The sequence below is a fragment of the Curtobacterium sp. MCLR17_007 genome (assembly GCF_003234655.2).
Taxonomy (GTDB): domain Bacteria; phylum Actinomycetota; class Actinomycetes; order Actinomycetales; family Microbacteriaceae; genus Curtobacterium.
In genome coordinates this window covers 2,284,005-2,309,901 of the sequence record NZ_CP126271.1, presented here as the reverse complement: position 1 = coordinate 2,309,901, position 25,897 = coordinate 2,284,005, and the positions used below count along the sequence as shown (strand labels likewise).

General features: G+C 70.5%; 23 protein-coding genes. 18 read left to right on the top strand and 5 right to left on the bottom strand.

What is annotated here, in order from left to right:
* Position 1: 1 nt before the first annotated feature.
* Complete coding sequence (mutM, locus tag DEJ13_RS10930; RefSeq protein ID WP_056126065.1) at positions 2 to 970, top strand: bifunctional DNA-formamidopyrimidine glycosylase/DNA-(apurinic or apyrimidinic site) lyase; 969 nt, start codon at positions 2 to 4, stop codon at positions 968 to 970.
* Between the two features lie 56 nt (positions 971 to 1,026).
* Entirely contained in the window at positions 1,027 to 4,785 is a 3,759-nt protein-coding gene (locus DEJ13_RS10925) for a chromosome segregation SMC family protein (RefSeq protein WP_111107815.1), read from the top strand.
* Positions 4,786 to 4,869: 84 nt separating this feature from the next.
* Here the strand turns inward: DEJ13_RS10925 and DEJ13_RS10920 are convergent, their stop codons facing one another.
* Positions 4,870 to 5,901, bottom strand: a complete 1,032-nt coding sequence (locus DEJ13_RS10920; RefSeq protein ID WP_111107816.1) for a TerC family protein — start codon at positions 5,899 to 5,901, stop codon at positions 4,870 to 4,872.
* Positions 5,902 to 6,129: 228 nt separating this feature from the next.
* On the opposite strand from DEJ13_RS10920, the gene ftsY reads away from it, so the two are divergent.
* Both ftsY and DEJ13_RS10910 read left to right on the top strand, forming a co-directional pair.
* Positions 6,130 to 6,999, top strand: coding sequence for a signal recognition particle-docking protein FtsY (ftsY, locus tag DEJ13_RS10915; protein ID WP_111107817.1), 870 nt, complete (start codon positions 6,130 to 6,132; stop codon positions 6,997 to 6,999).
* 59 nt (positions 7,000 to 7,058) lie between these two features.
* Positions 7,059 to 7,217, top strand: a complete 159-nt coding sequence (locus DEJ13_RS10910) for a DUF4175 domain-containing protein (protein WP_146245311.1) — start codon at positions 7,059 to 7,061, stop codon at positions 7,215 to 7,217.
* 142 nt (positions 7,218 to 7,359) lie between these two features.
* Here DEJ13_RS10910 and lipA read toward each other — a convergent pair whose 3' ends face one another.
* Positions 7,360 to 8,343 carry a lipoyl synthase gene (lipA, locus tag DEJ13_RS10905; protein ID WP_111107818.1) on the bottom strand — a complete coding sequence of 328 codons (984 nt, stop codon included), beginning with the start codon at positions 8,341 to 8,343 and terminating at the stop codon, positions 7,360 to 7,362.
* Positions 8,340 to 9,056 (bottom strand): lipoyl(octanoyl) transferase LipB, encoded by a 717-nt coding sequence (gene lipB, locus DEJ13_RS10900; protein WP_111107819.1) that lies wholly within the window; start codon positions 9,054 to 9,056, stop codon positions 8,340 to 8,342. The genes lipA and lipB overlap by 4 nt, the downstream gene beginning before the upstream one ends.
* 321 nt (positions 9,057 to 9,377) lie before the next feature.
* On the opposite strand from lipB, the gene ffh reads away from it, so the two are divergent.
* Positions 9,378 to 10,928 carry a signal recognition particle protein gene (gene ffh, locus DEJ13_RS10895; protein WP_056126055.1) on the top strand — a complete coding sequence of 517 codons (1,551 nt, stop codon included), beginning with the start codon at positions 9,378 to 9,380 and terminating at the stop codon, positions 10,926 to 10,928.
* 184 nt (positions 10,929 to 11,112) lie between these two features.
* Here ffh and DEJ13_RS10890 read toward each other — a convergent pair whose 3' ends face one another.
* Positions 11,113 to 12,252 carry a glutamate--cysteine ligase gene (locus DEJ13_RS10890; protein ID WP_156463707.1) on the bottom strand — a complete coding sequence of 380 codons (1,140 nt, stop codon included), beginning with the start codon at positions 12,250 to 12,252 and terminating at the stop codon, positions 11,113 to 11,115.
* A 121-nt stretch (positions 12,253 to 12,373) separates the two neighbouring features.
* Here DEJ13_RS10890 and aroA point away from each other — a divergent pair, with 121 nt between their 5' ends.
* The 8 genes from aroA to trmD all read left to right on the top strand — a co-directional run bounded on the left by aroA (position 12,374) and on the right by trmD (position 21,844).
* A complete protein-coding gene (gene aroA, locus DEJ13_RS10885) occupies positions 12,374 to 15,538 on the top strand; it encodes a 3-phosphoshikimate 1-carboxyvinyltransferase (RefSeq protein WP_111107820.1) in 3,165 nt (1,054 codons plus the stop codon).
* On the top strand, positions 15,535 to 16,704 hold the full coding sequence (locus DEJ13_RS10880) for an acyl-CoA dehydrogenase family protein (RefSeq protein ID WP_220037611.1): 1,170 nt from the start codon (positions 15,535 to 15,537) through the stop codon (positions 16,702 to 16,704). Before aroA ends, DEJ13_RS10880 begins: the two co-directional genes overlap by 4 nt.
* Before the next feature lie 87 nt (positions 16,705 to 16,791).
* Positions 16,792 to 17,625, top strand: a complete 834-nt coding sequence (locus DEJ13_RS10875) for an SDR family oxidoreductase (RefSeq protein WP_056126043.1) — start codon at positions 16,792 to 16,794, stop codon at positions 17,623 to 17,625.
* 4 nt (positions 17,626 to 17,629) lie between these two features.
* Complete coding sequence (locus DEJ13_RS10870; RefSeq protein WP_111107822.1) at positions 17,630 to 19,729, top strand: oxidoreductase; 2,100 nt, start codon at positions 17,630 to 17,632, stop codon at positions 19,727 to 19,729.
* 176 nt (positions 19,730 to 19,905) lie between these two features.
* On the top strand, positions 19,906 to 20,316 hold the full coding sequence (gene rpsP / locus DEJ13_RS10865) for a 30S ribosomal protein S16 (RefSeq protein WP_056126040.1): 411 nt from the start codon (positions 19,906 to 19,908) through the stop codon (positions 20,314 to 20,316).
* Between the two features lie 4 nt (positions 20,317 to 20,320).
* Entirely contained in the window at positions 20,321 to 20,557 is a 237-nt protein-coding gene (locus DEJ13_RS10860; RefSeq protein WP_056126038.1) for an RNA-binding protein, read from the top strand.
* Positions 20,558 to 20,576: 19 nt separating this feature from the next.
* Entirely contained in the window at positions 20,577 to 21,146 is a 570-nt protein-coding gene (rimM, locus tag DEJ13_RS10855) for a ribosome maturation factor RimM (RefSeq protein ID WP_502868694.1), read from the top strand.
* Positions 21,147 to 21,148: 2 nt separating this feature from the next.
* A complete protein-coding gene (gene trmD, locus DEJ13_RS10850) occupies positions 21,149 to 21,844 on the top strand; it encodes a tRNA (guanosine(37)-N1)-methyltransferase TrmD (RefSeq protein ID WP_111107824.1) in 696 nt (231 codons plus the stop codon).
* Positions 21,845 to 22,042: 198 nt separating this feature from the next.
* Here trmD and map read toward each other — a convergent pair whose 3' ends face one another.
* Positions 22,043 to 22,825, bottom strand: a complete 783-nt coding sequence (map, locus tag DEJ13_RS10845) for a type I methionyl aminopeptidase (protein ID WP_111107825.1) — start codon at positions 22,823 to 22,825, stop codon at positions 22,043 to 22,045.
* 178 nt (positions 22,826 to 23,003) lie between these two features.
* On the opposite strand from map, the gene rplS reads away from it, so the two are divergent.
* The 5 genes from rplS to DEJ13_RS10820 all read left to right on the top strand — a co-directional run bounded on the left by rplS (position 23,004) and on the right by DEJ13_RS10820 (position 25,773).
* Positions 23,004 to 23,360: a 50S ribosomal protein L19 gene (gene rplS / locus DEJ13_RS10840; protein ID WP_056126034.1), complete on the top strand. Its 357-nt coding sequence runs from the start codon at positions 23,004 to 23,006 to the stop codon at positions 23,358 to 23,360.
* Positions 23,361 to 23,473: 113 nt separating this feature from the next.
* The gene (gene lepB / locus DEJ13_RS10835; RefSeq protein WP_056126032.1) at positions 23,474 to 24,220 is read left to right on the top strand and encodes a signal peptidase I; all 747 of its coding nucleotides are present in this window, start codon (positions 23,474 to 23,476) and stop codon (positions 24,218 to 24,220) included.
* Positions 24,217 to 24,936: a ribonuclease HII gene (gene rnhB / locus DEJ13_RS10830; protein ID WP_056126030.1), complete on the top strand. Its 720-nt coding sequence runs from the start codon at positions 24,217 to 24,219 to the stop codon at positions 24,934 to 24,936. The genes lepB and rnhB overlap by 4 nt, the downstream gene beginning before the upstream one ends.
* Positions 24,937 to 25,001: 65 nt before the next feature.
* Complete coding sequence (locus DEJ13_RS10825) at positions 25,002 to 25,325, top strand: DUF2469 family protein (protein WP_056126028.1); 324 nt, start codon at positions 25,002 to 25,004, stop codon at positions 25,323 to 25,325.
* Between the two features lie 97 nt (positions 25,326 to 25,422).
* Positions 25,423 to 25,773 carry a histone-like nucleoid-structuring protein Lsr2 gene (locus tag DEJ13_RS10820; RefSeq protein WP_056126026.1) on the top strand — a complete coding sequence of 117 codons (351 nt, stop codon included), beginning with the start codon at positions 25,423 to 25,425 and terminating at the stop codon, positions 25,771 to 25,773.
* Positions 25,774 to 25,897: the final 124 nt, after the last annotated feature.

Here is a 25,897-nt window from a genome sequence, read left to right as displayed (position 1 = left end):
AGTGCCCGAACTCCCCGAGGTCGAGGTCGTCCGCGCCGGCCTCGAACCCGCCGTCAGTGGTGCCCGCGTCCTCGCCGTGCACGTCCTCGACGACCGCGCACTCACGCGCCATGACGGACCCGCCGAGGACTTCGCCGAGCGGCTGACCGGCCGGACCATCGAAGCGGCCGTCCGCCGCGGCAAGTTCCTCTGGATGCCGCTGCGCACGGCACCGGGCGCGACCCCGGAGGCCCTGGTCGCCCACCTCGGCATGAGCGGGCAGATCCTGCTGGGCCGCGACCGCCCCGCGGCGAAGCACCGTCGGGTCCTGCTCGAGGTGCAGCCAGCCGGTCCGGCCCGCGACGGCGCACCGGAGCCCCCCGTCGAGCTCGAGTTCGTCGACCAGCGCACGTTCGGCTCGATGGCGATCGACCGGATGGTGCCGACGATCGACGGTGCCCCCGCCGGGTCGGCCGGCGCCGTCGACCTGCAGCAGCCCGACGCCGTCTGGCGGCGGAGCATCCCCGGGCAGGTGTCCCACATCGCCCGCGACCCGCTGGACCCCGCGTTCGACGACGGCCGCTTCCTGCAGCTGGTCCGGAAGCGCGCCAGCGGGATCAAGCGGGTGCTGCTCGACCAGGGCGTCGTCAGCGGCATCGGCAACATCTACGCCGACGAGTCACTCTGGGCTGCGAAGCTCCACTTCGACCGCCCCGCCGAGCGCCTGCCCCGAGCGAGCGTGCAGCTGCTGCTCGACGAGGTCCGGAGCGTGCTCCGCCGTGCCCTCGAGGACGGCGGGACGAGCTTCGACGCGCAGTACGTCAACGTGAACGGGCAGTCCGGGTACTTCTCGCAGCGCCTCAACGTCTACGGCCAGCAGGGCAAGCCGTGCCCGCGGTGCGGCACGCCGATCGTGCGCGAGGCCTTCATGAACCGCTCGAGCCACCGTTGCCCCGTGTGCCAACCGAGCCCGCGCTCCCGCACGCGCTAGCCTGACGCCGAACAGCGAGCCCAGCAGCGCCCACGAGCGAACCACCCGGAGACCGCATGTACTTGAAGAGCCTGACCATCAAGGGGTTCAAGTCCTTCGCGCAGCCCACGACGTTCGCGTTCGAACCGGGTGTCACGTGCATCGTCGGGCCGAACGGCTCCGGCAAGTCCAACGTCGTCGACGCGCTGGCCTGGGTGATGGGGGAGCAGGGGGCGAAGACGCTCCGTGGCGGCAAGATGGAGGACGTCATCTTCGCCGGCACCTCGACCCGGGGGCCGCTCGGCCGCGCGCAGGTGCTGCTGACGATCGACAACGCCGACGGGCTGCTGCCGATCGACTACACCGAGGTGACAATCGCGCGCACGCTCTTCCGCAACGGCGGCAGCGAGTACGCGATCAACGGCGAGAACTGCCGGCTGCTCGACGTGCAGGAACTCCTGAGCGACACCGGCCTGGGGCGCGAGATGCACGTCATCGTCGGGCAGGGCCAGCTCGACAAGGTCCTGCACGCCACCCCCGAGGACCGCCGCGGCTTCATCGAGGAGGCCGCCGGCATCCTCAAGCACCGTCGCCGGAAGGAGAAGACGCTCCGCAAGCTCGAGGCGATGCAGACGAACCTCACCCGGCTGTCGGACCTGGCGGGGGAGATCCGCCGTCAGCTGAAGCCACTGGGACGGCAGGCCGAGGTCGCCCGCAAGGCGCAGTCCGTCGCAGCGGTCGCCCGTGACGCCAAGGCCCGCATCCTGGCGGACGACGTCGTCCGTCTGCGGCGAGAGCTGCACGAGCACCAGGAGGTCGAAGCCGGTCGCAAGTCCGAGCGCATCGTCCTCACCGAGCGGCTCGACCAGACGCGCGCGCGCCAGCAGCACGTCGAGCAGAGCATGGTCGGTGACGACGTCGACCGGGCACGCACCGTGGTGCACCGACTCGAGAGTGTCCAGGAGCGCCTGCGGGGGCTGTCCAGTCTCGCGAACCAGCGGCTGATGTTCCTCGCCCAGCAAGCGGACGCACCGCAGCAGGGGCCCAGCGTCACGCCCGAGCAGGTCGCGGGCGTCCGCGCCGAGGCCGACGGGCTCGACGAGCGCGCAGCGGAGATGCAGGGTGGCAGCGTCGCCGCCGCGCGTCGGGTGTCCGAGGCACGGGCGGCACTCGACGCACTCGACGAACAGATCGCAGCGCAGGCGGCCCGGGTGGCGCAGCACGACCTGGACGCGCAGCGTCTCGGCAGCGCCGTCGACGTGGCACGGTCGAAGCGCGGGTCCGCGGTCGCCGACCGCGAACGACGGGAGCGTGCGCTGGTCGAGGCGACCGAGCGCGCCCGCGCCGCCGACGCAGCCCTCGCCGACGTCGGGACGGACCCGTCCGCCGGCGCCGACCCCGACGCGCTGCATGCATCGCTCGACGCGGCGCGGGCCGACCTGGAACACGCGCAGACCGACCGCGACGCGCACCGTGACCGGCTGCACGCCCTCGAACGGGAACGGGACGCGCTCGACGCCCGTGTGGCGGCGCTCGGCATGTCCATCGACGTGCGGGACGGCTCCCAGGCGCTCATCGACGCCGGCCGCGACGGCATCACCGGGCGCCTGGCCGACCAGCTCACGGTCACACCCGGCTACGAGGGCGCGATCGCCACCGCGTTGGACGGTCTGGCCGACGCGGTCCTGGCCGCCGACCGCGGCGTGGCACTCGACGCCGTCGCCCACGCTCGTGCCACCGACATCGGGCGCATCGACGTCGTCGTCGCGGACGCGGGGGAGTCCGCCGCCGCGGTGCCCGTCCCCGAGGGCGTCGTGCGCGCGCTCGACCTGGTCAGCGGCCCGCCGGCGCTGTCCGCCGTCCTGGCCGACACGCTCATCGCGGACCGTGACGACGTCGACCTCGAGGCCGTGCTCGCCGCCGTCCCCCGGGCGACGGTCGTCACGCGGTCCGGTGACCTGGTGCGCGCTGTGCGCGTCACCGGTGGCGGTGCGCGGACCACCTCCCGGATCGAGCTCACCGCGGAGCGGGACGACGCCGTCACGCGACGCGACGCCATCGCGACGGACGCCGAGGCCGCGGCCACGAGCCTCCAGTCCGCGCGGAGCGCCGTCGAGGACGCACGCCGCCGGGCGGACGACGCCGACCGCGCCAGCCGCGCGTACGCCGCAGCCGTGGCCGAGTACGACCGGACCAGCGCGTCCGCCCGCGCGAAGGCGGAGAACGCGACCGCCGAGGTCGAGCGCCTGCGCGCCGCCCTGGCCGAGACCGACGGCGCCGTCGAGGCTGCCGACGCCGTGCTCACCGAAGCGGAACAGGTCCGTGGGGCGCACGCGGCCCAGCCGCGGCCGACGGTGGACGCCTCGGCGCGGCAGGGGCTGCTCGACACGCTCGAAGCCGCGCGCGCCGCCGAGATCGAACACCGCATCCAGGTCGAGACGGTGCGCGAGCGTGCCCGGTCGGAGCGGGCGCGTGCCGACCAGCTCGACCGCCAGCTCGAGGCCGACCGCGCCGCGGCCGAGGAAGCCGCCCGCCGCGCGGTGGTCCGGCGGGGGCAGATCGCGACCGCCGAGAGCGTGCTCGCCGACCTGCCCGCGGTGCTCGGCGCCGTGGACCGGTCGCTCGCCGACGCGCGCGTGCAGCTCGCCACCCAGGAGGCCGAGCGCTCTCGACGCAACACCGAGCTGCAGACCATCCGGACCGAGGAACGCGAACTCCGGGACCGGCTGCAGTCGATCACCGACGGGGTGCACTCGCTCGAGATGGAGATCTACGAGAAGAAGCTGCACGTGTCCGGGGTGCTCGACCGGGCGCAGAGCGAGCTCGGGCTGGTCGAGGCCGTCCTGGTCGCCGAGTACGGACCGCACGTGCCGGTGCCCGTCGACGTGCTCGTCGACCCCCGGGTCCTGGCGCGACGGCACCGCGACGCCGAGCGGGCCGCCGCGGCTGCGGCAGCAGATCCGGACACCGCGGCCGCGGCGGCCGCGATCGCGCCCGGGGACGCGGGGACGGACCGCGACGGCGACGAGCCCGACGAGCCCGACGAGCTCCTCGTCGATGCCGAGTCCACCCTCCCCGGTGGCCCGGCGCTGCCCGAGTACGACGCGACGGACGGCGTCGACCCGGCCGACGTCGAGACCGTGCCCTACGTCCGGGCCGAGCAGGAGCGCCGCCTGCAGGCCGCCGAACGCGACCTCGGTCAGCTCGGCAAGGTGAACCCCCTGGCGCTCGAGGAGTTCCAGGCACTCGAGCAGCGCCACGCGTTCCTGACGGAACAGCTCGAGGACCTGCAGAAGACCCGGACCGACCTGATGACGATCATCGACGAGCTCGACGCCAAGATGCAGACCATCTTCGAGTCCGCCTTCAACGACACCCAGCAGGCGTTCGACGTCATCTTCCCGATCCTGTTCCCGGGCGGTTCGGGTTCCATCACGCTGACGAACCCGACCGACCTGCTGGCGACGGGCATCGACGTGCAGGTCAAGCCCGCCGGCAAGAAGATCGACCGGCTGACGCTGCTGTCCGGCGGGGAACGGTCACTGGCGGCGGTGGCGCTGCTCGTGGCGATCTTCACCGCGCGGCCGTCGCCGTTCTACATCATGGACGAGGTCGAGGCGGCACTCGACGACGCCAACCTCGGCCGGCTGCTGACCGTGTTCGAGCGGTTGCGTGAGACGTCGCAGCTCATCGTGATCACGCACCAGAAGCGCACGATGGAGATCGCCGACGCGCTGTACGGGGTGTCGATGCGCCAGGACGGCGTCTCGGCGGTCGTGGGGCAGCGCGTGCAGCGCCGCGAGCCCGAGCCCGAGCCGGTCGGCGCGGTGGCGTAGCGCCGGTTCGGCGGCTTCGGACCGCAGACGGACGGGAGGCCCGGTACCAGCTGGCACCGGGCCTCCCGTCCGCAGGGGGTCGCGTTACTTCGCGTCGGCCTCGGCCTCGACGGTGCGCGGCTCCCCGGTCGGGGTGAGCCCGCGCTCCTGACGCTTCTTCGAGACGACCAGCGAGGCCACGGTCGCGACGGCGATGGTCAGCATGATGAAGCCGAGCGAGAACCAGATCGGGATCTCGGGGGCCCATTCGATGTGCTCACCGCCGTTGATGAACGGCAGCTCGTTGACGTGCATGGCGTGGAAGACGAGCTTCACGCCGATGAACGCCAGGATGACCGCGAGGCCCTGACCCAGGTAGATGAGGCGCTCGAGCAGCCCGGCGATCAGGAAGTAGAGCTGGCGGAGCCCGAGCAGCGAGAAGGCGTTCGCGGTGAACACGATGAACGCGTCCTGCGTGAGTCCGAAGATCGCGGGGATCGAGTCGAGCGCGAACAGCACGTCCGTCAGGCCGATCGCGACCATGACGAGCAGCATCGGGGTGAACAGGCGCTTGCCGTCGACCCGGGTGGTCAGGCGGTCACCGTCGTAGTGGTCGGAGGTCGGGATGATGCGCTTGAGGATCCGGATGAGCTTGGAGTCGCCCTCTTCCGCACCGTGGTCGTTCCCGCTGCGGGCCTGCGACCAGGCGAGCCAGAACAGCAGGATCCCGAACAGGTAGAAGACCCACGAGAAGTTCTCGATGATCGTGACACCGAGGGCGATGAAGATGCCGCGCGCGACCAGGGCGATGGCGACACCGACGAGCAGCACCTTCTGCTGGAACTCCTTCGGCACCGCGAAGCTCGTCATGATGATGAGGAAGACGAAGAGGTTGTCGACGGACAACGCCTTCTCGGTCAGCCACCCGGCGAAGTACTCACCGCCGGCCTGTCCGCCGCCGAACACCAGGATGCCGACACCGAACAGGATCGCCAGCCCGATGTAGAACACCGACCAGAACGCGGATTCGCGGATGTGGGGCACGTGCGGGGTACGCACGTGCGAGTAGAAGTCGAACACGAGCAGGGCGAGGATGCCGGCGATCGTGATCAGCCAGACATACAGGGGGACGTCCAACGTGGTTCCTCCAGGTGAGGGGCAGCACCGCTTGCCGGGCAAGGTGGGTACGCCGAGGCCTGAAGGTCTCTTCCGCCGTGTGCCACCCGAGTGGGTGGAGCACGACCGGCGCCCCGGGTCCGGATCGTTCCGGGCCGTACTGACGGGGACACCGAGAGGGAATACTCCCCTTCGTGGTGACGATGCTACCGGGGCGTCCGTCCATGCGTCCGCCCCTAAGCTGGGAACATGGCGAGTTCCTGGTCACTGTCCTCCCGGCTGCGCGGGCTCTTCCAGCGGAAGACCATCGACGAGACCACCTGGGACGACCTCGAGACGGCGCTCATCGGTGCGGACTTCGGGCCGGACATCTCCGAGGAGATCATCGAGGACCTGCACGCCCGCGTCGACCGGTACGGCACCACCGACCCCGCCGACCTGCAGCGGATGCTCCGCGAGGTGCTCGAGGAGCGGCTCTCGAAGCTCGACACCACCCTGAAGCTCAGCGCCCGGCCCGCGGTCGTGCTCGTGGTCGGGGTCAACGGCGTGGGCAAGACGACCACGATCGGCAAGTTCGCGAAGTTCCTCAAGACGTACGACCGCACCGTGCTCGTCGGTGCCGCGGACACGTTCCGGGCGGCGGCGGTCGAGCAGGTCGCGACCTGGGCCCAGCGCGCCGGTGTCGACGTCGTCCGGCCCTCGCAGCCAGGGCAGGACCCGGCCTCGGTCGCCTACCAGACGGTCGAACAGGCCATGCGCGACGGCATCGAGATCGTGGTCATCGACACCGCCGGCCGCCTGCACACCAAGGCGGGGCTGATGGACGAGCTCGGCAAGATCAAGCGCGTCATCGAGAAGCAGACCGAGATCGCCGAGGTCCTGCTGGTCCTCGATGCGACAACCGGACAGAACGGGCTCGCCCAGGCCCAGGCGTTCATCGAGGGTGCCGGGGTGACGGGGCTGGTCATCACCAAGCTCGACGGGTCGGCCAAGGCCGGGTTCGTGCTCAGCGTGCAGGAGAAGACCGGCATCCCGATCAAGCTCATCGGCCAGGGCGAGGGCATCAACGACCTGACCGGCTTCACGCCGCACGTGTTCGTGCAGAACCTCGTGGGCTGATCCCGGGTACGTTCTGCGCAGTACAGGGATCGTCCAGGTACGTCGGAAGGAGTCCCCACATGCCAGCACTGCTGATCATCGCGATCATCGTCGGCCTCGTCCTGCTCTTCAGCGGGATCTTCATCGGAGCGGTGAAGTTCCTGCTCTGGATCGGCCTCGTCATCGTGATCCTGGCCGTCATCGGTTGGCTGCTCCGCACCATCCGCGGGCGCGCGTAGCGCAGCACAACCGACGGGAGGCACGGTGCCAGCTGGCACCGTGCCTCCCGTTCGTCGTCCTGGTCGCGCCCGTGCACCGGAAGCGACGCCGCAGGTCGGTTCGCGACGCGCAGATGGCCGCGCGCTGTCGCTTCCGTGCCGGTCAGACCGCCTGGCGGCCGACCGGGGCGTCCACCAGGTGGGCCAGGTGCGCGGGGACGGTGCCGCCGCGTGCCACGGTGGCGCGCGCCCACAGGCGGCCGGCGCGGTACGACGAACGCACGAGCGGTCCGGCGAGCACGCCCGCGAAGCCCATCGACTCGGCGAGCTCCCGGAGCCGGACGAACTCCTCGGGTCGGACCCACCGGGCCACGGGCAGGTGCCGGGGTGACGGACGCAGGTACTGCGTCAGCGTGATGATGTCCGTGCCGGCGTCGCGGAGCTGTCGCAGGGCGTCCTCGATCTCGGCGATCTCCTCGCCCATCCCGAGGATCAGGTTCGACTTCGTCACGAGCCCGGCGTTGCGGCCCTGGGTGATGACGTCGAGGGAGCGCTCGAACCGGAAGGCCGGGCGGATGCGCCTGAAGATGCGCGAGACGGTCTCGACGTTGTGGGCGAAGACCTCGGGGCGGGCGTCGAACACCTGACCGAGCTGGTCCGGGTCGCCGTTGAAGTCCGGCACCAGGATCTCGACGCCGGTGCCGGGGGAGTGCCGGTGGATCGCGCGGATGGTCTCGGCGTACAGCCAGGCGCCCCCGTCGTCCAGGTCGTCACGGGCCACCCCGGTGACGGTGGCGTAGCGCAGGCCCATGTCGGCGACCGAGTCGGCGACGCGCCGGGGTTCGTCGCGGTCGAGTGGTTCGGGCCTGCCGGTGTCGATCTGGCAGAAGTCGCAGCGGCGCGTGCACTGGGAACCGCCGATCAGGAACGTCGCCTCGCGGTCCTCCCAGCACTCGAAGACGTTCGGGCAGCCGGCCTCCTGGCAGACGGTGTGCAGCTGCTTGTCCTTGACCAGGGCCGAGACCTCGCGGAACTCCGGGCCCTGGGTCGCGCGGGTCTTGATCCACGCGGGTTTGGTCTCGATCGGGGTCTCGGCGTTGCGGGCCTCGACCCGGAGCATGCGGCGGCCTTCGGGGGCGAGGGTCATGCGGGGATCCGTTCCTTCGTGCTGGGGGTCGTGCTCGTGCTGGTGCCGGCGGTCGTGCTCGTCGCGATCCGGCGACCGGCGTGCATGCCGTCGACCGCGCCCTGGACGCGGGATGCGACCACGGCGGCGATCCCGTCCACGGTCACGGGCCTCCCGGACGTCGCGGTCAGGGTCGTGACCCCCGCGTCGGCGATGCCGCAAGGGACGATCGCGCCGTAGGCGTCGAGCGCGTTGTCGCAGTTGACCGCGATGCCGTGGCTCGTCACGCCCTCGGCGACGTGCAGGCCGATCGCGCCGACCTTGGCGTGCACACCCGCTGCGGTGTGCACCCAGGCGCCGCTCCGGCCGTCGACCCGCTCGGCGACGACCCCGACGCTCGCGGCCGCGTCGAGGATGACCTGCTCGAGGTCGCGCACCCACGCGACGACGTCGAGCGGCTCGACGAGCCGGACGATCGGGTAGGCGACGAGCTGCCCCGGGCCGTGCCAGGTGATGCGGCCGCCACGGTCGACCTCGACCACCGGGGCGCCGTTCGTCGGCAGGTCCGCTGGCTCGGTGCGGCGTCCCGCGGTGTACACGGACGGGTGCTCGCACAGGACGAGGGCACCGGGGGAGCGGCCCGCGACGACGTCGGCGTGCAGCGTGCGCTGCAGGGCGAGCCCGTCGGCGTACGCCAGCAGGCCCGGTGGTCGGACGACCAAGAGTTCCGGCATGTGCCGAGCGTACGACGGTTCTTGGACGCCGTCCAACAACTGATCTCGATGCTGCGGGGCGGGCGTGACGCGGCCCTGTAGAATCGACGCACTATGGCGCAACCCGGCGCTGCATCCCTGTGGTACTCGGCCCTGTGAGATCGACGGATCATGGCGCAACCCGGCGCTGCATCCCTGTGGTACTCGGCCCTGTGAGATCGACGGATCATGGCGCAACCCGGCGCTGCATCCCTGTGGTACTCGGCCCTGTGAGATCGACGGATCATGGCGCAACCCGGCGCTGCATCCCTGTGGTACTCGGCCCTGTAAGATCGACGGATCATGGCGCAATTCGGATCCCTCTCTGATCGGCTGACCGAGACCTTCCGCAACCTGCGGACGAAGGGACGGCTCTCCCCGTCGGACGTGGACGGCACCGTCCGCGAGATCCGCCGGGCACTGCTCGACGCGGACGTCGCGCTCGAGGTCGTCAAGGCCTTCACCGCATCGGTGCGCGAGCGTGCACTCTCCGACGAGGTCAACCGCGCGCTGAACCCCGCACAGCAGGTCGTCCAGATCGTCAACGAGGAACTCGTCGGCATCCTCGGCGGACAGCAGCGTCGACTCGAGTTCGCCAAGCGCCCGCCGACGGTCATCATGCTCGCGGGCCTGCAGGGCGCCGGCAAGACCACCCTCGCGGGCAAGCTCGGCAAGTGGCTCAAGAAGGACGGCCACACCCCGATGCTCGTCGCGGCGGACCTCCAGCGCCCCAACGCGGTGCAGCAGCTGCAGGTCGTCGGCGAACAGGCCGGCGTGCACGTCTTCGCCCCCGAGCCCGGCAACGGCGTCGGCGACCCGGTCAAGGTCGCGAAGAACGCCATCAAGGCCGCGGTCGACCAGCAGTACGACACCGTCATCGTGGACACGGCCGGTCGCCTCGGCGTCGACGCCGAGCTCATGAAGCAGGCGGCGAACATCCGCAAGGCCGTCGACCCGGACGAGGTCCTGTTCGTCATCGACGCGATGATCGGTCAGGACGCCGTCACGACGGCCCGCGCCTTCCAGGAGGGCGTCGACTTCACCGGTGTCGTGCTCTCGAAGCTCGACGGCGACGCCCGCGGTGGTGCGGCCCTGTCGGTGGCCTCGATCACGGGGCGCCCGATCATGTTCGCCTCCACCGGTGAGGGCCTCGACGACTTCGAGCCGTTCCACCCGGACCGCATGGCGAGCCGCATCCTCGACCTCGGTGACATCCTGTCCCTCATCGAGCAGGCGCAGGGCGCCTTCGACGAGGAAGAGGCGCGCAAGGTCGCGGACAAGATCGCGACCGACAACTTCACGCTGAACGACTTCCTGCAGCAGATGCAGCAGCTGCGCAAGGCCGGCTCGATCAAGGGCATGCTCGGGATGCTCCCGGGCGCGAAGGGCATGCGCGAGGCGCTCGACAACTTCGACGAGCGCGAGATCGTGCGCACCGAGGCGATCATCCAGTCCATGACCCCGCAGGAGCGCGAGCTGCCGAAGCTGCTCAACGGCTCGCGCCGTCTCCGCATCGCCAAGGGTGCTGGCTCGACCGTCACCGAGGTCAACCAGCTCGTCAACCGCTTCGAGCAGGCGGCCAAGATGATGAAGACCGTCGCACGCGGCGGTGTGCCGCAGATGCCCGGCATGGGTCCGATCCCGGGCATGCACGGGGGCAAGAAGCAGCAGCAGGGCGGCAAGAAGAAGGCCAAGGTCGGCAACCCGGCCAAGCGCGCGGCACTCGCCGCCGGGGCCTCCGCGGCGCCGCAGCAGGCCCAGCAGGGCTCCGGTCTCGGACTGGGTGCGGGCAAGAACGGCAAGGCGCCCACAGAGGAAGAGCTGGCGAGCCTGCAGAAGTTCCTGGGTCGCTGACGCGACCACCTCCACAGACGGGAGGCCCGGTGCCAGCTGGCACCGGGCCTCCCGTCCGTCGTCTGGTGACGCGCGTTCGTTCCCATCAGGTGTGCGCTGGAAAGTCGAATCGCGCGGAGGGGGTCGAGACTTTCGACCACCTCCGCGCGATTCGACTTCCTCTGCGTGAAACGACCCGCCAGCGTCAGAGGGAGTCGGTGAACTCCGTCACCAGGTGGCGGACGACCTCGCGCAGGTCCCCGCCGTGCTGCTGCGCGACCGCGAGCTGGCGCTGGTACGACGCCCCGCGCTCGATCATGGTGTCGAGGTGGTGCAGCTCGTCGACGCAGCCGAGCCGTTCGGCGATCGGGTCGAGCCGGCCGACCAGGTCGTGCACCTCGTCGGTCACGAGTCGTTCGTCACCGGCGACGTTCGTGATGATCTCCGCCTCCATGCCGTAGCGGGCGGCGCGCCACTTGTTCTCGCGGATGAACCAGGGCTGCATCGTGGGCAGCGTCTCGCCCGCGTCGAGTCGATCCGAGCAGGCCGTGACCAGGCACTGCACCAGCGCCGTGACCGCCCCGACCTCGTGCAGCGTCGACAGGCCGTCGGAGACGCGGTTCTCGAGCGTCCCCCATCCCGGCGAGGGGCGGATGTCCCAGCGCAGGTCCTTGACGTCGTCGATCACTCCGGTGTGCGTCAGGTCGCTGACGACCTCTTCGAAGTTCGCCCACGCACCGAGCTGCGGGGGCAGGCCGCCGGTGGGCAGCTGCTGGAACATGAGCGCGCGGTTCGACGCGTAGCCGGTGTCGGTGCCGCCCCAGAACGGGCTCGACGCCGTGAACGCCTGCAGGTGCGGGACGTACGCGAGCATGGCGTTCATGATCGGGATCGCCTTGTCGCGGTCGTCGATGCCGACGTGCACGTGCACGCCCCAGATGAGCATCTGCCGTCCCCACCAGCGGGTCCGGTCGATCAGCGTCGTGTAGTGCTCGCTGTCCGGGGTGATCTCCTGCTGGTCCCACACGGCGAACGGGTGGGTGCCGGAGCACATCACCTGGGCGTCGAGCGGTGCCGCGGCGTCGATCACCTGGGTGATCGTGTCGGACAGCTCCGCGGTCGCGCCCGACACGGTGTCGTGCACACCGGTGACGACCTCGACCGTGTTGGTCAGGAGTTCCTCGGTGACCTTCTCGCGACTGCCGAGGCGTTCGTGCACGGCGGCGATGACCGCGGGCGCACGGGGTGCGAGGTCGCCGGTGTGCCGGTCGACCAGCGGGAGCTCCCACTCGACGCCGATCGTCGACGGGCGGGACTCGGTGAAGCGGATGTCCATGCTGTACATCCTGCCCGGCTCCTTGTCGGACACGCACAACGAACACCTGTCCCGATCGTGCGGTTCCGGTTCTCAGCACTTGTCCACCGGGGATACCGTAGAAGCGCGTCTGACAGGGAATGAGGTACGCATGCAGCTGGTCGTGCGCGGTACGTCCGCACCGCTCATCGGGGAACTCGACATCCCCGTCTCCAAGTACCACGCACACCGAGCGCTCGTCCTGGCGTCGTTGGCACGCGGCACGAGCATCGTCTCCGGGGTCAGCACGACGCGGCAGGTCGAGTGGACCGTCGGCGCGCTGCGTGCCCTCGGGGTCGACATCAGGCGCCGCGGCAACGAGTACCACGTCACCGGTCTGGGCGGACGGTACGAAGCCACCGACGTCGTCGACCACGGATCCCGTGGTGCCGACGGCATCCTCAACATGGGGTCCTCGGGGACCACGCTCTACTTCATGACGGGCCTGGCGTCCCTGGCGGACAAGCCGATGACGCTGTCGGGCATGAAGTACTTCCAGCGCCGGCCGATCAAGGCGCTGCTGACCTCGCTCACCCAGATGGGGATCGAGCTCGAGGCGACGAACGACTGCCCGCCCGTCACCGTCCAGCCGAAGCGTCCGCGCGGTGGTGACGTGCAGATCGCCGGCACGCTCTCCCAGTGGATCTCGGGCCTCCTGCTCGTGGCACCCTTCGCCGAGCAGGAGACCCGCATCCACATCACCGGCGGGCGTCTCAACGAACAGCCCTACGTCGAGCTGACCGTGCGGATGATGCGGCAGTTCGGCCTGCGGGTCGAGGTCTCGGACGACTGGCTGGAGTACCGGATCCCGGCAAACCAGCAGGCGACTCCCCACAACTACGTCATCCCACCGGACATCGGCTCGGCCGCCTTCGGCATCGCCGCCGCGGCCATCCGCCAGTCGGACGTGTTGCTGCGGGGGATGACGTCGTTCCGCACCGCCGACACGGACCACCCCGAGAGCGAGTTCCTCGACCTCGCGACGGCCATGGGCGTGCCGATGCGCATCGACGAGGAGACCGGCTTCGTGCGCATCGAGCACGACGGCTCCCCGCTCCGGCCCCTCGACATCGACTGCCAGCCCATCCCGGACCTGCTGCCGGTGCTGTCCACCATGGCGACCTTCGCCGAGGGCACGACCCGGCTGTGGAACGTGGCGCACATCCGGCTCAAGGAGTCCGACCGCGTCGCGGCGATGCTCCAGCTGAACCGGATGGGCGGACGCGCCGAGCAGGGCGCCGACGAGCTCCGGGTCACCGGCGTCGGCGCGGGCGGACTGCGCGGGGCGTCGATGTCCTCGTTCAACGACCACCGCGTCCTCATGTCCCTCGCCGTCGCCGCGTCGAGGGCCGACGGTGCGTCTGCCCTCACCTACCCCCGGGCCTACCGGATCTCGTACCCGACCTTCCTCGAGGCGATGAACTCCGTCGGCCTCGACATGGAGGTCGGCGACGCGCTCGCCGACGATGCCGTGGCCGACGACCGCGCTGACCGCGCGCGTCTGTCCGACCAGCCGACCGACCTGGGCGAGGACACCACGACGGCTGCCCCGTCCGTCGACCTGCCCGAGCTCACCGGTGTCGACGCCGATCCGCTGGTGCTCAGCGAGAAGGTCCGCGCGCTCGCTGACACCGAGCCCGACGGCCTGGCGGTCATCGAGGTCGGCGGCCCCGAGCCGGTCGAGACCACCTGGCGCGAGCTGCAGGACGAGGCCGACAAGGTCTCCGCGCTGCTGCTCGAACTCGGCGTGCGGCGCGGCGAGTCCGTCGCGATGCAGCTGCCGAACTGGCGCGAGTTCGTCTCGATCACCCTCGGGGCGATCCAGATCGGCGCGGTCGCCACGCCGATCATGCCGGTGTTCGGCCCGCGCGAGACCACGATGACGCTCGCTCGGTCGCGGGCGCGCGTGGTGTTCCTGCCGAACGTGTTCCGCAAACGCCGCCCGGCCCTGGAGCTGCTCGACGTGTTCGACGAGGCGCGCGCACAGAAGCGCCGACTCAGTGTCGAGCACGTCGTCGTCATCCGCTCCGAGGCCCGGGGACAGGGCGACATCCCGACCAACCAGCCGCCACTGCCCGCCGATGCCTCCGAGCGGGTGGCCGCGAGCGAGTGGAACTGGCGCTACTGGGACACCGCACTCGGCTCCGTCCAGGTCGACGTCGAACAGATCCGCTCGCACGCACCGACGGCCGACGACATCTGCCAGCTGCTGTTCACGTCGGGCACCACCGGCGAGCCGAAGGGCGTCCAGCACCCGCACCGAACGCTCGGGCTGGCGACCGCGATGCACGTGGCGCAGTCCGGCCTGACGAAGGACGACCGGATCTACATCCCGTCGCCCCTGGCGCACCAGACCGGCTTCCTGTACGGCATGCTGCTGGCGTTCCGGCTCGGCGCGGCGCAGGTCATCCAGCCCGTGTGGGACGGCCGGGCCGCGCTCGAGCAGGCCTTCGGGGCGGCACGGGCGACCTTCGTGCAGTGTGCGACGCCGTTCCTGACCGACCTGGTCGACCTGGTCGAAGCGGGTGCACCGGCACCGGAGTCCCTCCGGGTCTTCGTCCCGACCGGTGCCGCCGTGCCGCGGGCGCTCGCCCAGCGTGCGGCGACGGTCCTCGGCACCGCCATCCTCGGTGCGTTCGGCACCAGCGAGACGTGCCTCGGCGCGCTCTCGAGCCCCACCGACGACCCCGCTGACGCCTACGGTCACGACGGACGGGCACTGCCCGGCACCCGGATCCGCATCGTCGACGACGAGGGCAACGAGCTGCCGGCGGGCACCGAGGGCAACTACGAACTGCACTCGCCGACCATGTTCGACGGGTATCTCGACCGGCCCGACCTGACCGACGACGTCTTCACCGAGGACGGCTGGTACCGCACCGGCGACCTGGCGAAGGTCGACGCGAAGGGCTTCCTGTCGATCACCGGGCGCGTCAAGGACGTCATCAACCGCGGTGGCGAGAAGATCCCCGTGGTCGAGATCGAGAACCTGCTGTACCAGCACCCGCTCGTCACCGACGTCGCCATCGTGGCGATGCCCGACGAGCGCCTGGGGGAGCGGGCGTGCGCGTACGTCGTGTCCGCACGGGCCGACGAGTCGCTCGACTTCGCGGGCATGCAGCGGTACCTCGAGCACGCCGGCGTCAGCAAGTACTACTGGCCGGAGCGCTTGGAATACATCGACGAACTGCCCCGCAACGCGGTCGGCAAGGTCCAGAAGAACGTCCTGCGCGAGCAGGCTGCGGCGCTCGTCGCGATGAAGGAGAACGAACGATGACGATGGTCATGGAAACGGCGGCCGAGCAGGACTTCGCCGAGCTCAAGGCGGAGGTCACGGCGTGGGTCCGCGGCCGCGGTGAGGACTGGGCGAACGAGATCGAGCGCACCGGTCAGGTCGCGCCCGAGTTGTTCCAGGAGCTCAAGGAGCTGGGCTGGCTCAGCCTCGCCGCACCGGCCGAGCTCGGCGGGCGGGACATCCCGTTCTCGCGCTACCTCGAGGTCATGGAGATCGTGTCGCGGTCGCACGCCTCGATCCGCATGCTCGTGCACGTCATCAACGGAACCTGGCGCGCGATGGCGCCGTACGCGTCGCCGGAGCAGATCGAGCAGGTCGTCAAGCCCTCGGTCGCCGGTGACAAGCTCGTCGCCTTCACGCTGACCGAGGCCACGGCCGGCACCGGCGCGGACATCCGCACGACCGTCCGCCGTGAGGGCGACACGTACGTCATGAACGGCGAGAAGCACCTCATCACGTTCGGCGTCAAGTGCGACTACTGGCTGATCGCCGCGCGCCTCGAGGGCACCACCGGGCAGGACGGCACCGTCGCGTTCCTCATGCCGAACTCGGGGCTCCCGGGCGCCGAGGTCATCGACGACTCCGACACGATGGGCATCCGCGGGACCGACCACGCGATCCTGCGGTTCACCGAGACGCCGATCCCGGCCAGCGCCCGACTGGGTGACGAAGGCCAGGGCCTCGCGGTCGCGCTCGGCGGCTTCCTGCTCCCCAGCCGCGTCTCGGTCGCGATGAGCGCCGTCGGGCTGGCCGAGCGCGCGAACGAGCTCGCGGTCGAGTACGCCAACGAGCGCGAGACCTTCGGCAAGAAGCTCGCCACGCGCCAGGCCATCCAGTTCTACCTGGCCGAGAACTACGCCGACATCGCCGCTGCCCGTGCGCTGGTGCTCGAGGCCGCCCGCGCCTACGAGGAAGGGCGCCCCGACGCCGGCACGCTCTCCAGTGCCTCGAAGATGGTCGCGGTCGACATGCTCGCCCGCGTCACCGACAAGGCCCTGCAGGTGCACGGCGGCCAGGGCTACTGGAAGCGCAACGCGATCGAGCGGGTCTACCGCGACGCACGCGCGCAGCGCTTCGAAGAGGGAACGAACGAGATCCAGAAGCTGGTCGTCGGCCGCGCCGTCGTGACCGGCCAGGCCGGGTTCTAGCCGCACCCTGCAACCGACGGGAGGCTCGTGGCGGGCCCGCCACGAGCCTCCCGTCCGTCTCCTGCTCACGCAACGCAAAGGACTGAAGTGACCGACAGCACCGCACCCATCGCGCTCATCACCGGGGCCTCCCGCGGCATCGGCCGCCTGCTCGCGCAGAAGCTCGGCCAGCGCGGTGTCACCGTCGTGGTGACCTACAAGGGCAACGCCGACCTCGCCGAGCAGTCCCTGGCGGACGTCAAGGCAGCCGGCGGCGACGGCATCACGGCGCAGGTCGACATCGAGCAGCCGGAGTCGATCGACGCGCTGTTCGACCTGGTCCGTGACACCTACGGGCGGCTCGACATGTTCGTGGCGAACGCCGCCGCCAGCGCCTTCAAGCCGGTCGCGCAGCTCAAGCTGCACCACCTCGACCGCAGCTACGCCACCAACGCCCGGTCGTTCGTGCTCGGTGCGCAGCGTGCCGCCGAGCTGATGGACCGCGGGGGCCGGATCGTCGTCGTGACCTCGTACGGCTCGCTCCGCGCGTTCCCGACCTACGCCGCCCTGGGCGCCGCGAAGGCGATGACCGAGGCCTACACGAAGTACATGGCGGTCGAGTACGGCCCGCGGCAGATCACCGTCAACGCGGTCAACGGCGGGCTCATCGACACCGACTCGCTGGACTACTTCTACAACGCGGTGCCGGGCATGGCGCCGATGCAGACGGTCATCGAGAAGCTGCCGCTGCAGCGCCCGGGCACCGCGCATGACATGGCCGACGCCGTGGACTTCCTGCTGTCCGACAAGGCGTCCTACATCACGGGCCAGACCCTCTCCGTCGACGGCGGTCTGACCGTCATCGCCCCGCCGTACTGGGCGGACACGACGTCGCCGCTGCGGGACGCCGTGCTCCCCGGGACCCCGGCTGGGGCAGAGTAGGGGCATGAGCACCGCCGCCGTCCCGGACCTCGCCGTCGTCGCCTCGCCCTGGACGCTCGGCCCGCTGACGCTGCCCAACCGGGTCGTCATGGGGTCGATGCACACCGGGCTCGAGGTGCACGACGACGGCGGAGCCGGCCTGGCGGCGTTCTACCGCGAGCGCGCTGCCGGCGGGGCGGCGTGCATCATCACCGGCGGCATCGCGGTGTCCGACGAGGCCCGCGGTGGTCCGGACTTCGCCGTGTTCGGTGTCGACGGCGCGGACGAACGGTTCCGGGTCGCGGTGCAGGCCGTGCACGACGAGGGCGGCACGATCCTGGCGCAGCTCTTCCACGCCGGTCGGTACGCCCTGGTGGGCGGCATGGTCGACCGGCACGGTGACCCGCAGCGAGCCGTCGCGCCCTCGGCGCTGCCGTGGGCAGCAGCACGCGGCGTCGTGCCGGAGGAACTGACCGCATCGGAGGTCGAACGGACCATCGAGGACTTCGCCGCCGCGGCCCGTTCGGCACGCGACATCGGGTTCGACGGCGTCGAGATCATGGCGTCTGAGGGCTACCTGGTCAATCAGTTCTGCTCGCCGCTGACGAACCTGCGTGAGGACGCCTGGGGCGGCACCCCCGAGAAGCGCCGACGGTTCGCCGTGTCCGTCGTCCGGGCGGTCCGGGCCGCGGTGCCGGACCTCGCGGTGACGATCCGGCTCTCCGGGGCCGACCTGATGCCCGGGTCGACCACCGACGACGAGGTCGACGCGCTCGTGCACGACCTGCTGCCGCTGGGGCTCGACGGCATCTCCGTCGGCATCGGCTGGCACGAGTCCCGCACACCGACCGTGCAGGCTGCCGTCCCGCACGGCGCCTGGCTGGCGTACGCCTCCCGGATCGCGCGGGTCGTCCGCGGCTCCGACCACCCCGGGGTCCGGGTGATCGCCTCGAACCGGATGACGGACCTCCGCGACGGAGAAGCGGTGCTGGCAGACGGGCTCCTGGACGCCGTCGCGCTCGCGCGGCCGTTCCTGGCGGACCCGGCGATCGTGTCGCGGTCGGTCGACGGCCGCTTCGACCTCGTCAACACGTGCATCGGCTGCAACCAGGCGTGCCTGGACCGCTCGATCATCGGGGCGCCGGTGTCGTGCCTGGTCAACCCCCGCGCCGGCCGCGAGGTCGCCTTCCCGGTCCGTCCGACGACCCAGCCCCGCCGCGTCGACGTCGTCGGCGGTGGGCCGGCCGGGCTCGCCGCCGCCGTGGACGCCGCCCGTCGCGGGCACCGCGTCACGCTGTGGGAGGCCGCCGACGAGCTCGGTGGGCAGTTCGGCCTGGCCGCGCTGGTCCCTGGGAAAGAGGACTACGCCGCGACCGTCCGTGCCGCGCGCGCCGAGCTGGACCAGCGTGGTGCGACCGTGCACCTCGGACGACCGGCGACGGCAGCCGACCTGGTCGGCAGCGACGCCGTCGTGCTCGCACCGGGTGTCGTCCCGCGGTCGGTCGACATCCCGGGTGTCGAGCTGCCGCACGTGCAGACGTACGAGCAGGCGCTCCGCGACGGCGTCCCCGCCGGCACGGTCGCGGTCATCGGCGGGGGCGGCATCGGCGTCGACACCGCGGCGTTCCTGACCGAGTCCCCGGACGAGTCCCTCCGTGCGCGGGCGTTCGCCGAGCGGTGGGACGTGACCGTCGCCGACGACGTCCTCGGGCCCCTGCCGCAGCGACAGCCCGTCGCCCAGCGCACGACCCGTCCGGGCGAGCAGGTCACCGTGCTCCGCCGCTCGGGCAAGTTCGGGCAGGGGGTCGGTCTGACGTCGCGGTGGGTCGCCCTCGGACGGCTCCGCGACGCCGGTGTCCGCATGGTCGGCGGCGTGCAGGAGTACCTGCGGATCGAGCCGGGTGCACTCTGGATCCGCGACGAGGACGGCGTCGAACGGGCGGTCCCGGCCGACCACGTCGTCGTCTGCGCCGGGCAGGAACGTCTCGAGCACTCGCTCGAGTCCGCGCTCGCGTCGGCGGGCGTCCCGTTCGCCCTGGTCGGCGGTGCTCGTGACGCCCGGAGCGTCGACGCGGTCCGTGCGACCTCCGAGGCCCTCGAAGCGGTCCGCTCCCTCGCGCCGTAGCGCCACGCCGCACTCGCTGGCTCGCTTCTGGGCCGGACATCTGCAAGAATGAACGGTCGAATCGTGTCCGCTCGACCCTCTATCCAGCGGATGACGATCTCATTCGAGCTTTCACCGCGCGTGCCCCCACGCCCGCGGTTCCGGTTCAACCACAACAACACGCAACAGGAGCATTTGTGGCTGTCAAGATCCGTCTCAAGCGTCTCGGCAAGATCCGAGCACCGTACTACCGCATCGTCGTCGCCGACTCGCGCACCAAGCGCGACGGTCGTGTCATCGAGGAGATCGGCAAGTACCACCCGACCGAGGAGCCCTCGTTCATCGAGGTCAAGTCGGACCGGGCGCAGTACTGGCTCGGCGTCGGCGCGCAGCCGACCGAGCAGGTCGCTGCCCTCCTCAAGCTGACCGGCGACTGGGCCAAGTTCAAGGGCGAGAAGGACACCGAGTCCAAGGTCAAGGTCAAGCAGCCGAAGGAGCCCTTCACTGTCGACTCGTCGAAGAAGGCCGTCCTGAAGCCGAAGTCGGAGAAGAAGGCCCCGGCCGCTCCGGCCGAGGCCGACGCTGACGCAGAGACGACCGAGGCGTAATTCCTTGCTCGCATCTGCGCTGACGCACCTCGTCAAGGGGATCGTCGATCACCCTGATGACGTGCGCGTCGCCAGCTCCACCTCCGCGCGGGGTGAGGTCCTCGAGGTGCGCGTGCACCCCGAGGACCTCGGCCGCGTGATCGGACGCGCCGGTCGGACCGCCAAGGCGCTCCGCACCCTCGTCACGGCTCTGGCCGATGGCAAGCGGGTGCGGGTCGACGTGGTCGACACCGATTCCTGACGAGGCGACCCAGCTCCGGGTGGGTCGCATCACCAAGGCGCACGGGCTCAAGGGCGGTCTCAAGCTCGAGCTCTACACCGACGACCCGGATCGTCGGTTCACGCACGGAGCGGTCTTCTCGCTCCAGGTCCCGGACGACTCGCCGTGGTCCGGCAAGACCATCGCCATCGACGAGCTCCGCTGGTACAACGGCCACGCGGTCGCCTTCTTCGAGGGCATCGCGGATCGTTCCGCCGCCGAGACGCTCGCGCGGGCGATCCTCTGGGTCGACCAGGACCCCGATGAAGAGACCGGCGAGGACGACGCCTGGTACGACCACCAGCTGGTCGGCCTCGACGTGGTCCGTGACGGCGTCTCCGTCGGCACCGTCGCGCGCGTCGACCACCTGCCCGCACAAGACCTGCTCGCGGTGACGACCCCCGACCGCGGCGAGGTCCTCGTGCCGTTCGTGGCCGCCATCGTGCCGTCCGTCGACATCGCCGGGCGCACCGTCACCGTCACGCCGCCCACGGGGCTCTTCGAGGACCCCGAGGACATGTCGCGGCCGGAGACGGTCACGCCGACGCCGAACCCGTCGGACGAGTCCTGACCGTGCGGATCGACATCGTCACGATCTTCCCGGAGTTCTTCGGGGTGCTCGACGTGTCACTGCTGGGACGGGCGCGCCAGGGCGGACTCCTCGACCTGCACGTGCACGACCTGCGCTCCTGGACCACCGACCGGCACCGCACCGTCGACGACACCCCGTACGGCGGTGGTGCCGGCATGGTGATGAAGCCCGAGCCGTGGGCCCAGGCGCTCGAGTCGATCCTGCGACCGGACGGGTCGTCGACGCTCGTCGTCCCGACGCCGGCCGGCACACCGTTCACGCAGTCGATCGCGCGCTCCCTCGCCGAGCACGAGCACCTCGTCTTCACCTGCGGGCGGTACGAGGGCATCGACGCGCGCGTGTTCGAGTGGGCCGCGACGCGCAGCACCGTCGTCGAGCTCTCGCTCGGTGACTACGTGCTGAACGGCGGCGAGGTCGCGGCGATGGCGATGATCGAGGCCGTCGGGCGCCTGGTTCCCGGCGTGGTCGGCAACCCCGAGTCCCTGGTCGAGGAGTCCCACGAGGACGGCCTGCTCGAGTACCCCTCGTACACCAAGCCCGCGTCGTGGCGTGACCTCGACGTCCCCGAGGTCCTGCTCAGCGGGCACCACGGGCGTGTCGCCGCGTGGCGGCGCGAGCAGCAGCTCGAGCGGACGCGTCGCGTCCGGCCGGACCTGCTGCCGGAAGAACCCGCGTAGGCAGTCGAAACGCGCGTTGGTGGCCCGGAATCCGGGCCACCAACGCGCGTTTCGACCTGCTGTGTCGGAGGCCTGCCGAGCAGGCGGCTCCTGGCGGACGGGAGGTCCGGTGCCAGCTGGCACCGGGCCTCCCCCCACCGGCACGGCCGGCCCGCCGCTGGCGCGTCGGTCCGGAACCGGCGTCGTGGGCCCAGTCCGTCACTGCGCGCGCTGGGCGCGCCGCAGGGTCAGGACCTCGGGACCGGTCTCAGTGACGGCGACCGTGTGCTCGACGTGCGCGGCACGGGATCCGTCGACGCTCCGGAGCGTCCAGCCGTCATCGTCCTGGTACAGCTCGTCGGTGCCGCGCATCAGCCACGGTTCGATCGCGACGACGAGGCCGGGTCGGAGCTTCAGGCCGCGGCCCGGTCGCCCGTCGTTCGCCACATGTGGTTCGCCGTGCATCGTGCGCCCGACCCCGTGGCCGCCGAACTGCAGGTTGACGTCGTAGCCGCCCTGGTGCGCGACCGCGCCGATCGCATGCGAGACGTCGCCGAGCCTGTTGCCGGGGCGCGCCGCGGCGATCCCGGCGACCAGGGAGCGTTCCACCGTGTCGATCAGACGCTGGTCCTCGGCGTCGTGGGTGCCGACCTGCACCGTCACGGCGGAGTCTGCGACCCAGCCATCGAGACTCGCCGCGAAGTCGAGGCTGACCACGTCGCCGTCCTGGAGTCGGTAGGCGTGCGGCAGGCCGTGCAGCGCGGCGTCGTTGACCGACGTGCAGAGGTTCCTGCCGAACGGCGACTTCCCGAACGACGGGTGGTAGTCGACGTAGCAGCTCACGGCGCCGCGGTCGGCGATCATCCTGGCGGCCAGCCGGTCGAGGTCGAGCAGGTCGACGCCGACGTCCACCGTGGTGAGCAGCTCGTCGAGCACGTCGGCGACGAACCGGCCGGCGGCGCGGAGCCCGTCGAGTTCGTCGGGGGTGCGGAGTTCGATCATGCGTCCATCCTGGTCGGTGCGGATCCGTTTGGCTGCGGCAGGACGATGTGGCAGTATGGACCGCTGTGCCCTGGCTGGACTCTGCCACGGGGGAGTCGCCGACACCGGGCACATCACCACTTCGTTTCCGAATTCGATCCGCGGCGACCCGTGCGCGTCCGCAGAGAGTGACCCAACAATGAGCCAGCTCCTCGACAACGTCGACGCAGCATCGCTGCGGACCGACGTCCCCGACTTCCGTGCGGGAGACACCGTCAAGGTCCACGTGAACATCATCGAAGGCACGCGCTCGCGCATCCAGGTCTTCCAGGGTGTCGTCATCGGCCGTCAGGGCCACGGGCTCGGCGAGACCTTCAAGGTCCGCAAGGTCAGCTTCCAGGTCGGCGTCGAGCGCTGGTTCCCGGTGCACTCGCCGATCATCGACCACATCGAGGTCGTCACCCGTGGTGACGTGCGCCGCGCGAAGCTGTACTACCTCCGCGAACTCCGCGGCAAGGCGGCCCGCCGCAAGATCAAGGAGAAGCGCGACAACTGATCGCCTTCACAGGGAGTCCGCGAGCCGGACTCCGCTGTCAGCCCCCCGCCGATGTACGGTTGTGCATCGGCGGGGGGCTTCCCTGTTCCCTGTTGTCCTGACTCGAGGGTGGAATGACCGACACGACCGAGAACGACGTGCATCGGCCGCGTTCCCCCAAGCAGCGGAACGGCGTCCTGACGTTCCTGCGCGACCTGCTCATCATCTTCGTCGCCGCACTGCTGGTGTCGTTCCTCGTGAAGACGTTCCTGATCCGCTCGTTCTACATCCCGTCGGCGTCGATGCAGAACACCCTGCAGATCAACGACCGGGTGATCGTGAACGAGCTCGTCCCGGACACCGTCGCGCTGAAGCACGGTGACGTCGTCGTCTTCAAGGACCCGGGTGGGTGGCTCACCGGCTCCGAGGTGCCGAGCGTGACGCCGACGTCCCAGCCGGCGAAGGCGATCGACTGGCTGCTGACGCAGGTCGGCCTCGGGACTGGCGACAGCGACGACCACCTCATCAAGCGCGTCATCGGCCTGCCGGGCGACAAGGTGGCCTGCTGCAACGACCTCGGGCAGATGACGGTCAACGGGGTGCCGCTCAAGGAGCCGTACCTCAAGCTGCCCGCGGGGGAGACCCGGGCCTCGGGCACGGACTTCTCGGTCACGGTGCCGAAGGGCACCATCTGGGTGATGGGCGACAACCGCTACGACTCGAAGGACTCCCGCTACAACGGGAACACCCCGTCCAAGGGGTTCGTGCCGCTCTCCGACGTCACCGGTCGGGCATTCGTGATCTCGTGGCCGACCAGCCGCTGGACGTGGCTCGACGACTACCCGAACGTCTTCGCGGGGGTCGAGGAGAAGGACCGGTGACCCCGGTCCGTCCGTCGCTCCGGCTCGAGAAGTCCCACTTCGCGGCCGGGCGCGTGACGGTGATCGGTGTGGACGAGGTGGGGCGTGGCGCCATCGCGGGTCCGGTGGCCGTCGGCGTCGCTGCCGTGACGGTCGACGTCCGACGGGTGCCGCAGGGCCTTGCCGACTCCAAGCTGATCTCGGCGGCGCGCCGCACCGAGCTCGTGCCGGCGGTCACCCGGTGGGCGAGGACGGCCGTGGGCATGGCCTCGGCGTCCGTCGTGGACTCCGAGGGCATCGTGCCCGCGCTCGGTCTCGCCGGAGCACGAGCCCTGTCGTCGCTCGTCGCGTCCGGGGTCTCGCTCGAGGGGGCGGTCGTGATCCTGGACGGGTCGTTCGACTGGCTCTCGCGCGCTCTGCCACCGACGCTCGTCACCGCTTCGGCTCCGCTCGACGTCACCGTCCGGGTGAAGGCCGACCGCGACTGCGCCTCGGTCGCCGCGGCCTCGGTCGTCGCGAAGGTCGAGCGAGACGCACTGATGGTCGCCGCGCACGAGGATGCCCCGCACTACGCCTGGGCGTCGAACAAGGGGTACGGGTCCAGCGCGCACTACGACGCGATCCGGGCCGTGGGGCCGCACAGCATGCACCGGACGACGTGGTTGCACACGGTCGTCGCCGCGACACCCTCGGTCGTGCTCGACGGGTTCGAGGAACTGGACGGGGTCGCCGGCTGAGCTCGTCGGTCGGTCTCGCGCCATGTGGTCCGTCGCGCGCTCCTGCGCCGTAGACTGTGGCCGCAATGGATGACGACGAATTCGACGACTACGACCGCGAGGTCGAGCTCGCCCTCTACCGTGAGTACCGCGACGTCGTGGCGCAGTTCCGCTACGTGGTCGAGACCGAGCGACGGTTCTACCTCGCCAACGAGGTCGAACTCGCCCGACGCGACACCGAACACGACTTCTACTTCGAACTGACCATGAACGACGTCTGGGTGTGGGACGTCTACCGTTCCGACCGATTCGTGAAATCGGTCCGCGTGCTGACGTTCAAGGACGTGAATGTCGAGGAACTCACGACGCGGGAACTCGAACTGCCGAAGGAACTCGCACTCGACGAGTGATCGTCGACTTTTCTGCCGCAGGAACGTCCTCCGACATTCCTTGGGAATGCGCGGTACGCTGACGGGGAATTCCTGTCCCCACAGCAAGGAGAACACAATGGCGCAGAAGGTCACCGTGCAGCTCGTCGACGACCTCGACGACTCGCCCATCACACCCGGTGCAGGACGGACCGTGGAATTCGCTTTCGACGGCTCCACCTACGAGATCGACCTGTCCGACGACAACGTGGACAAGTTCCGCGAATCGATCTCCGACTACGTCGCCGCCGCGCGCAAGGTGAGTGGCCGCCGTACCGGTGCCACGAGCACCCCGAAGGCCGCGCCCAAGCGGGGCAATTCCGAAGAGCTGGCCAAGGTCCGCGAATGGGCCAAGGAGAACGGGTACGAAGTCTCCACCCGCGGGCGTATCTCCACCCAGGTGCAGGAAGCGTACGCAGCCGCGCACTGAACGACTGCTCTCCAGGACCCGATCGACCACCATGGTCGGTCGGGTCCTGCGCGTTCGGCACCGTTGTTCCTGCACAGCTGCGTGAGGGTCGAATTTCCTCCACAGATCATGGTCCGGCCCGCCG

Coding starts and splice junctions, on each gene's coding strand:
- lepB (WP_056126032.1), top strand. CDS start 23,474: ATGACCGACACGACCGAGAACGACGTGCATCGGCCGCGTTCCCCCAAG.
- rplS (WP_056126034.1), top strand. CDS start 23,004: ATGAGCCAGCTCCTCGACAACGTCGACGCAGCATCGCTGCGGACCGAC.
- DEJ13_RS10870 (WP_111107822.1), top strand. CDS start 17,630: ATGAGCACCGCCGCCGTCCCGGACCTCGCCGTCGTCGCCTCGCCCTGG.
- DEJ13_RS10820 (WP_056126026.1), top strand. CDS start 25,423: ATGGCGCAGAAGGTCACCGTGCAGCTCGTCGACGACCTCGACGACTCG.
- ffh (WP_056126055.1), top strand. CDS start 9,378: ATGGCGCAATTCGGATCCCTCTCTGATCGGCTGACCGAGACCTTCCGC.
- DEJ13_RS10925 (WP_111107815.1), top strand. CDS start 1,027: ATGTACTTGAAGAGCCTGACCATCAAGGGGTTCAAGTCCTTCGCGCAG.
- ftsY (WP_111107817.1), top strand. CDS start 6,130: ATGGCGAGTTCCTGGTCACTGTCCTCCCGGCTGCGCGGGCTCTTCCAG.
- lipB (WP_111107819.1), bottom strand. CDS start 9,056: ATGCCGGAACTCTTGGTCGTCCGACCACCGGGCCTGCTGGCGTACGCC.
- DEJ13_RS10890 (WP_156463707.1), bottom strand. CDS start 12,252: ATGTACAGCATGGACATCCGCTTCACCGAGTCCCGCCCGTCGACGATC.
- lipA (WP_111107818.1), bottom strand. CDS start 8,343: ATGACCCTCGCCCCCGAAGGCCGCCGCATGCTCCGGGTCGAGGCCCGC.
- DEJ13_RS10880 (WP_220037611.1), top strand. CDS start 15,535: ATGACGATGGTCATGGAAACGGCGGCCGAGCAGGACTTCGCCGAGCTC.
- DEJ13_RS10910 (WP_146245311.1), top strand. CDS start 7,059: ATGCCAGCACTGCTGATCATCGCGATCATCGTCGGCCTCGTCCTGCTC.
- aroA (WP_111107820.1), top strand. CDS start 12,374: ATGCAGCTGGTCGTGCGCGGTACGTCCGCACCGCTCATCGGGGAACTC.
- map (WP_111107825.1), bottom strand. CDS start 22,825: ATGATCGAACTCCGCACCCCCGACGAACTCGACGGGCTCCGCGCCGCC.
- DEJ13_RS10825 (WP_056126028.1), top strand. CDS start 25,002: ATGGATGACGACGAATTCGACGACTACGACCGCGAGGTCGAGCTCGCC.